Origin of the sequence: Pseudomonas sp. SbOxS1 (assembly GCF_013416725.1) — a bacterium.
Taxonomy (GTDB): Bacteria; Pseudomonadota; Gammaproteobacteria; order Pseudomonadales; family Pseudomonadaceae; genus Aquipseudomonas.
In genome coordinates this window covers 1-6383 of record NZ_JAAVXC010000063.1, presented here as the reverse complement: position 1 = coordinate 6383, position 6383 = coordinate 1, and the positions used below count along the sequence as shown (strand labels likewise).

Sequence of the window (6383 nt, the reverse complement as noted above, 5' to 3'; positions counted from 1 at the left end):
GAGGGCATGCCGAGCCTAAGCGAGGCACCGAGTGGTGGGGCAAAGCCTTTTGCTTACTTTTTGCTGGGCCGGCACTCCGGCGTTTGAAAAAGTGAGTCGCCGTAAGGGCGAAACCATAAGTGGCCGTTACCGCAGCAATGGATATACACCCAATCCAGTTCTTATATACAACCCCATGCTTAGGTGAACAGTATTACCATCAGAACGTGTCGTCGTGCTCATTCAAAGGCGACGACTGACGCGCACATTCCCGCAACCAGTTCATGAACACCAGCAATCGCTTGGGCAACGTCCCCAGCGGCGGGTGGACCAGGTAATAATCGTAGTGACCTGAGCGGCTGAATCCAGCGAGGGGCAGAACCAGCTCACCGCTGTCCACGCGTTTCTGCACCAGCTGCTGACGGCCAATTGCGATTCCAACGTGGTTCATGGCTGCCGTCACGCTCAAATCAGAGCGATCAAAGGTCAGGCTACGTTCGGGAAGTGCCGCGAGCATGTCGTGTTGCTCTGCCCAGAGCGTCCACTCTGCATCGTAGGCGGCATGATCCCAGGCCAGGGAGTCATGCAGTGTCGTGCAGTGCCTCAAATTCTGCGGGTCCTGCTCCAGGCGATGACGTCGCGCGTACTCGGGACTGCACACCGGGGCCATCCGCTCGCGCATCAGGCGCTGGCTCACCAGCCCGGGGAACTCGCCGTTGGCGTAGTACAGGGCCAGGTCGATCTTGCGGGTGCGAAAGTCGACATTGTCATTGCCCACGCGCAGGTCCAATGCCACCCAGGGGTAACGTTCGACAAAGTCCGCCAGCCGGGGAACCAGCCAGCATTGGGCGATGGAAGGCCTTGCATAGACCGCGAGGGAACCGGCTACCTCAGCTTGTGACGTTTGCTCGAGCGCCTCGGACAATTCGCCCATCGCATTCTGCAGAATCTCGAAGATCCGTTCGCCTTCATCGGTCAGGCTGACCTGCCGGGTCAGGCGCTGGAACAACTTCATGTCCAACGCCGTTTCCAGGCGACTTATGCGGTGGCTCACGGCGCTTGCGGTCAGGCACAACTCCTGCGCCGCACGGGCGAAGCTCAGGTGCCGGGCGGCCACCAGAAAGGTGTGAAGGTTCGCGAACTGGCTGCTGTTGAGCCTGGAACCGATACGCGGAGGAAGGTTGAGCACGACAGTTTTCCCTCAGGCATCCAGGATGTAGCAGGACGGTTATCTTGCCACATCCGGTTTTGCGCTTGAATCAGCGACGGCCTGCCGCGCTCAAGCCGCTCGAGTCGATATCAACCCTTGGCCAGCAATTGACGACCCTTGGCCAGGTAAGCGTCCATCTCGTCGCCCGGCACCATGTTGCCGCCTGTGGCCCAGACCAGATGAGTGGCTTGCGCCATGGCCTGGTTGTCCAGGCCCTCACGTGCCAGATAGCCTTGTTGATCGCCAAGGACTCGGGCAATGCCGGGTACACCGGCAAGCGCGGAGGGCTCCAGGCGCACCCCTTCGCTGCGTTCCATCAGCGCCAGCAAGCTGTACATGTCCTCGTCGCTGACGGTGTAGAAACCATCGAGCAAGCGCTGCATCGCCTTGCCGACAAACCCGGAAGCGCGACCGACCGCCAGGCCGTCGGCGGCCGTCACGTTATCGATGCCGAAATCCTGCACGCTCACTTCGTCGTGAAGCCCGGTATAGACCCCCAGCATCATGCAGGGCGAGTGAGTGGGCTCGGCGAAGATGCAGTGCACCGCATCACCGAAAGCCAGCTTCAGGCCGAAGGCCACGCCGCCAGGTGCGCCACCCACGCCACAGGGCAGATAGACAAACAACGGGTGTTGCGCATCCACGCTGATGTTGGCCGCCGCCAATTGCCCTTTAAGGCGTTCGGCAGCCACCGAGTAACCGAGGAACAGGTTGACCGAGTTTTCATCGTCGACAAAATGGCAGGCCGGATCGGACTCCGCTTGCTGGCGACCTTGGGCAACGGCCACGCTGTAGTCGGAGGCGTACTCGACCACGGTAACGCCGTGTGAGCGCAACTTGTCTTTCTTCCATTGCCGCGCATCCGCCGACATATGCACGGTCACCTGGAAGCCCAGTGCGGCGCCCATGATGCCGATGGACATGCCAAGGTTGCCGGTCGAGCCGACCGCGATTTTGTACTGGCCAAAAAAGGCCCGTGCCTTATCGCTGTCGAGCACCGCGTAGTCGTCATCCAGCGTCAACAGGTTTGCCGCCAACGCCAGGTCTTCGGCGTGCTTGAGCACTTCATAGATACCGCCGCGGGCCTTGATCGAGCCGGAGATCGGCAGATGGCTGTCGCGCTTGAGCCACAGAGCCCCTGGCAATGCCCGGCCGTAGCGCTCGCCGAGCAATTGCTGCAGTTGGGGCACGGGCAGAATGTCCGATTCGATAATGCCGTCACTGCATTGCGTTTCTGGAAACGCACGCCGCAGGTAAGAAGCAAAACGCGTCAGTCGTGCGCTGGCATCGGCGACGTCTACGGCCGTCAATCCCACATCGCCAAGCGCTTGCGCAACTGGCGCCACCGCAGGGTTGAACCAGGTGGTTTCCTGCAGCGCGACCAGGTCGCGAATCAAAGGATGGCTGGCATACCAGTTTTCAAGTGTCTTGCCCAAAATCATGGCGGGGTCCCTCTAAACAATCAGGCGGAAAATACGGGTTGAATCAAACAAACTGCGCCAGCAACAGGGTCAGTCCCAGCGCGATCAAGGAAGCCAGTACCGTGGCCGAGGTGAACTTCTTCAACGCTTCGGCCAGCGACACACCCAGGTACTCCTTGACCACCCAGAAGGCGGAGTCCGTGACGTGGGTCCAGCCGATGGCGCCGGCACCGATGGCAATGCAGATGATTTCCTTGCTGACGGCTGGATGCGCGCCCAGCATCGGCATCACCATGCCCGCGGCGCTGATCATCGCCACCGTCGCCGAACCCACGGCGAAGTGCATCAAGCCTGCCACCAGCCACGCCAGGACGATGGGATTCATGTTCAACTGCGTCAAGGAAGCGGACAGTGCGTCACCCACCCCGCTGTCGACCAGGATGCCGTTGAAGGCCCCACCGGCACCGATGATCAGCAGAATGCCGGCCAGTGGCGGAAAGCTCTTTTGAGTGTGCGCGAGCAAGTCAGGCATGGTCAGGCCGCGGCGCAAACCCAGTGCCCAGTAAGCGAACAGCACGGCAATGGACAGGGCTATCAGCGGCGTGCCCAGGAACGCCACAACGCTCAACAGCCCGGAGTCATGGGGCAGTCCGGCGGCAAGACTTTTGCCGACCATCAGCACCAGCGGCAACAGGATGGTCAGCAGCGTCACACCCAGGCCCGGCAGCTCCCGGGTCGCGCTGTCAACGCAGTGTTCCTCCAGAAACGCTTCCTGGGTCTCAGGCGCTTCACTCTTGCAGACCAGCTTGATCCACAGCGGCCCGGCGATGATCGCAGTCGGCAGCGCGACAATCAGGCCATACATGATGACCTTGCCGACATCGGCACCGAGCATGCCAGTGATCGCCATGGCGGCCGGGTGCGGCGGCAACATGCAATGCACGGCCATCAGCGATACTGCCAGGGGCACGCCCAGGTACAGCAGATTGATCCGGGTCTCCTTGGCGACCACATAGATCAGCGGAATCAGCAGGACGAAACCTACCTCGAAGAACACCGGTATGCCCGCGATAAACCCAACGAGCATCATGGCCCATGAAGCACGCTCCTTACCCAGGGCGCTCAACAGCGTCTGGGCGATGCGCTCGGCGCCACCGGACTCTTCCAGCATCTTGCCGAGTATGCCGCCAAGGCCAATGATGGTTGCCAGGAACCCGAGCGTGCCACCGACGCCTTTTTCATAGGCTGCGGCCATTTGTGCCAGCGGCATGCCGGAACCGATGCCCACCACGAAGCTGGCGGCAGTAAGGGCCAGGAAGGCGTGGACACGCACTTTGACGATCAGGAAAACAATCAGAATGATGGCGCAAAACAGCACCAGCAATAGGGTGGGACCACTGTGCATACAATCTCCGGAAAAGCGCTTTTATTGTTGAAATCAGTGATCGGGATCACTCAGCTTTCCGGCATTAGAGAACGCGGCACAGGGGCCTGACAAAGGATGGATCTTCAAGGGATGGATGACATGGGATCATCTATGCCGAACCCATGGTTCAGACGTGAGGATCGCCCGGTGCCTTGTTCGGCACAGCGTATTGCGGCTTGAGATGGCCGTCCTGATCGAGTAGCCAGGCGTCCATGATCTGCCGCACCACGGGACCGGCGACACGGCCACCGGCCTCGCCGTTTTCGATCATCACCGAAATCACGATCTGCGGATGTTCGGCCGGGGCGAAACCGACGAACAAGGCGTTGTCGCGGTTGCGCTCGCGGGTTTTCTCGCGGTTGTAACGCTCGCCCTGCTTGATCGCCACCACTTGCGCGGTGCCGCTCTTGCCAGCGATACGGTACTGCGCCCCCGCTGCCGCCGCCCGGGCGATCCCGCGGGCATCGTGCATGACCATCTGCATGCCGTGGTTGACCTGCTCCCAGTCGCGCGGGTCCTTGAGCAGGATGTTGGGCATCGGATGCTCGTCCACCGGCGCGACCCCGTCCACGGTCCTGGCCAGGTGCGGTCGGTTCCACACTCCCTTGTTGGCAATCAGCGCCGTGGCCTGGGCCAGTTGCAACGGCGTGACCTGCATATAGCCCTGACCGATACCGAGGATCACGGTTTCCCCAGGGAACCATGGCTGACGACGCGTGGCGCGCTTCCAGGCCTGGGATGGCATCAACCCTGGGGACTCTTCGAACATGTCCAGCGAGACCTTTTCCCCGAGGCCGAACATTGCCATGTAGTCATGCAGCCGATCGATGCCCAGCTTGTGCGCAAGGTCGTAGAAGTAGGTGTCGTTGGAGCGCATGATCGCCGCGTCCATGTCCACCCAACCGTCACCGCTGTGGTTCCAGTTGCGGTACTTGTGATCGAAATCCGGGAGTTGGTAGTACCCCGGATCGAAGACCCGGGTCTGCGGCGTGACGATGCCGGCGTCGAGCCCGGCAATCGCGACTTCCGGCTTGATGGTCGAGCCCGGCGCATAGAGCCCGCGCAGCACACGGTTGAACAGCGGTCGGTCAATGGAATCGCGTAGCGTCGAGTATTCCCTGGAGCTGATACCGGTGACAAACAGGTTCGGATCGAAACTCGGGTTGCTGACCATGGCCAGCACTTCACCGGTCGACGGATCAAGCGCGACCACCGAGCCACGACGATCGCCCAGGGCGTGCTCGGCGGCCTCCTGCAGCTTGATGTCCAGGCTCAGGACGATGTTTTCACCGGGCACCGGATCCGTGTGCTTGAGTACGCGCAATACACGGCCCTGGGCATTGGTTTCGACTTCCTCGTAACCGACATGGCCGTGCAGTTGCGACTCGTAGAATTTTTCGATCCCGGTCTTGCCAATGGATTGGGTGCCTCGATACTCAACCGTATCCAGCACCTTGGACTCTTTCTCGTTGATCCGTCCGACGTAGCCGACCGAATGAGCGAAGTGTTCGCCCAACGGATAATGGCGCACGAACTGCGGCTCGACATCGATGCCCGGCAAGCGGAACTCGTTGACCGCCAGTATCGCGATCTGCTCCTCGCTCAGTTCGTAGAACAACGTCACCGGCACGAACGGGTGCCGCGCCTGCTTCATCGCCTTGTCGAACACCGTGCGTTCTTCAGCAGGCAGGTGCAGCAGGCTGACCACTTGGTCCAGCTCCTGGTTGACATCGGATGCGCGTTCGCGAGTGATGGTCAGGTTGTAGCTGGGCCGGTTGTCCGCCAGGACCACACCATTGCGGTCATAGATCAAGCCACGGGTAGGCGTGATCGGTAGCACGTGTACACGGTTGTTTTCGGAAATCGTGGAGTGATAGTCGAATTCCACCACCTGCAGGACGTACAGGCGCACCACCAGTGCACAGGTAATAGCGCCAACGAACAAGGCACAGGCCATCAGTCGCTTGTTGACCAGGCGGGTCTCTTTTTCGTGGTCTTTGATCGGAATCGGCTGGGGCATTTCTGTGGCAACTCTTTTGAAAGAAACACCGATCCCTGGGCTTGAAATCAGTCCGCTAAAAAACGAGCTGCACCATACCAAAACAGCTGAATCACTTTCGTGTCATTTTCTTTATGTTGTAGGAGCGAGCCTGCTCGCGATGAACCCGAGAACGCCGCGGGGTGCCAGGCTTCCCGCGTTATCGTTGACGTCCATCGTCGGAACGCCGCCCGGAGCATGCTCGCTCCTACAGAAAAACGGGCACAAAAACAAAACCCCTACCTGCATGCGCAGATAGGGGTTTTGGAATTTAATCTTGACGATGACCTACTCTCACATGGGGAAACC

4 protein-coding genes are annotated in these 6383 nt (G+C 60.3%); all 4 read right to left on the bottom strand.

Annotation, left to right across the window (positions count from 1 at the left end; genetic code table 11):
• Window positions 1-199: 199 nt before the first annotated feature.
• Window positions 200-1168, bottom strand: a complete 969-nt coding sequence (gene dsdC / locus HFK74_RS32155; protein WP_180207101.1) for a DNA-binding transcriptional regulator DsdC — start codon at window positions 1166-1168, stop codon at window positions 200-202.
• A 110-nt stretch (window positions 1169-1278) separates the two neighbouring features.
• Entirely contained in the window at window positions 1279-2631 is a 1353-nt protein-coding gene (dsdA, locus tag HFK74_RS32150) for a D-serine ammonia-lyase (protein ID WP_180207100.1), read from the bottom strand.
• Window positions 2632-2674: 43 nt separating this feature from the next.
• Window positions 2675-4015 (bottom strand): gluconate:H+ symporter, encoded by a 1341-nt coding sequence (locus HFK74_RS32145; RefSeq protein WP_180207099.1) that lies wholly within the window; start codon window positions 4013-4015, stop codon window positions 2675-2677.
• A 148-nt stretch (window positions 4016-4163) separates the two neighbouring features.
• Complete coding sequence (mrdA, locus tag HFK74_RS32140; protein WP_180207098.1) at window positions 4164-6056, bottom strand: penicillin-binding protein 2; 1893 nt, start codon at window positions 6054-6056, stop codon at window positions 4164-4166.
• Window positions 6057-6383: the final 327 nt, after the last annotated feature.

What these genes read in the sequence shown, in the direction of transcription:
- HFK74_RS32145 (WP_180207099.1), bottom strand. Translation starts at nt 4,015, where the DNA reads ATGCACAGTGGTCCCACCCTATTGCTGGTGCTGTTTTGCGCCATCATT.
- mrdA (WP_180207098.1), bottom strand. Translation starts at nt 6,056, where the DNA reads ATGCCCCAGCCGATTCCGATCAAAGACCACGAAAAAGAGACCCGCCTG.
- dsdA (WP_180207100.1), bottom strand. Translation starts at nt 2,631, where the DNA reads ATGATTTTGGGCAAGACACTTGAAAACTGGTATGCCAGCCATCCTTTG.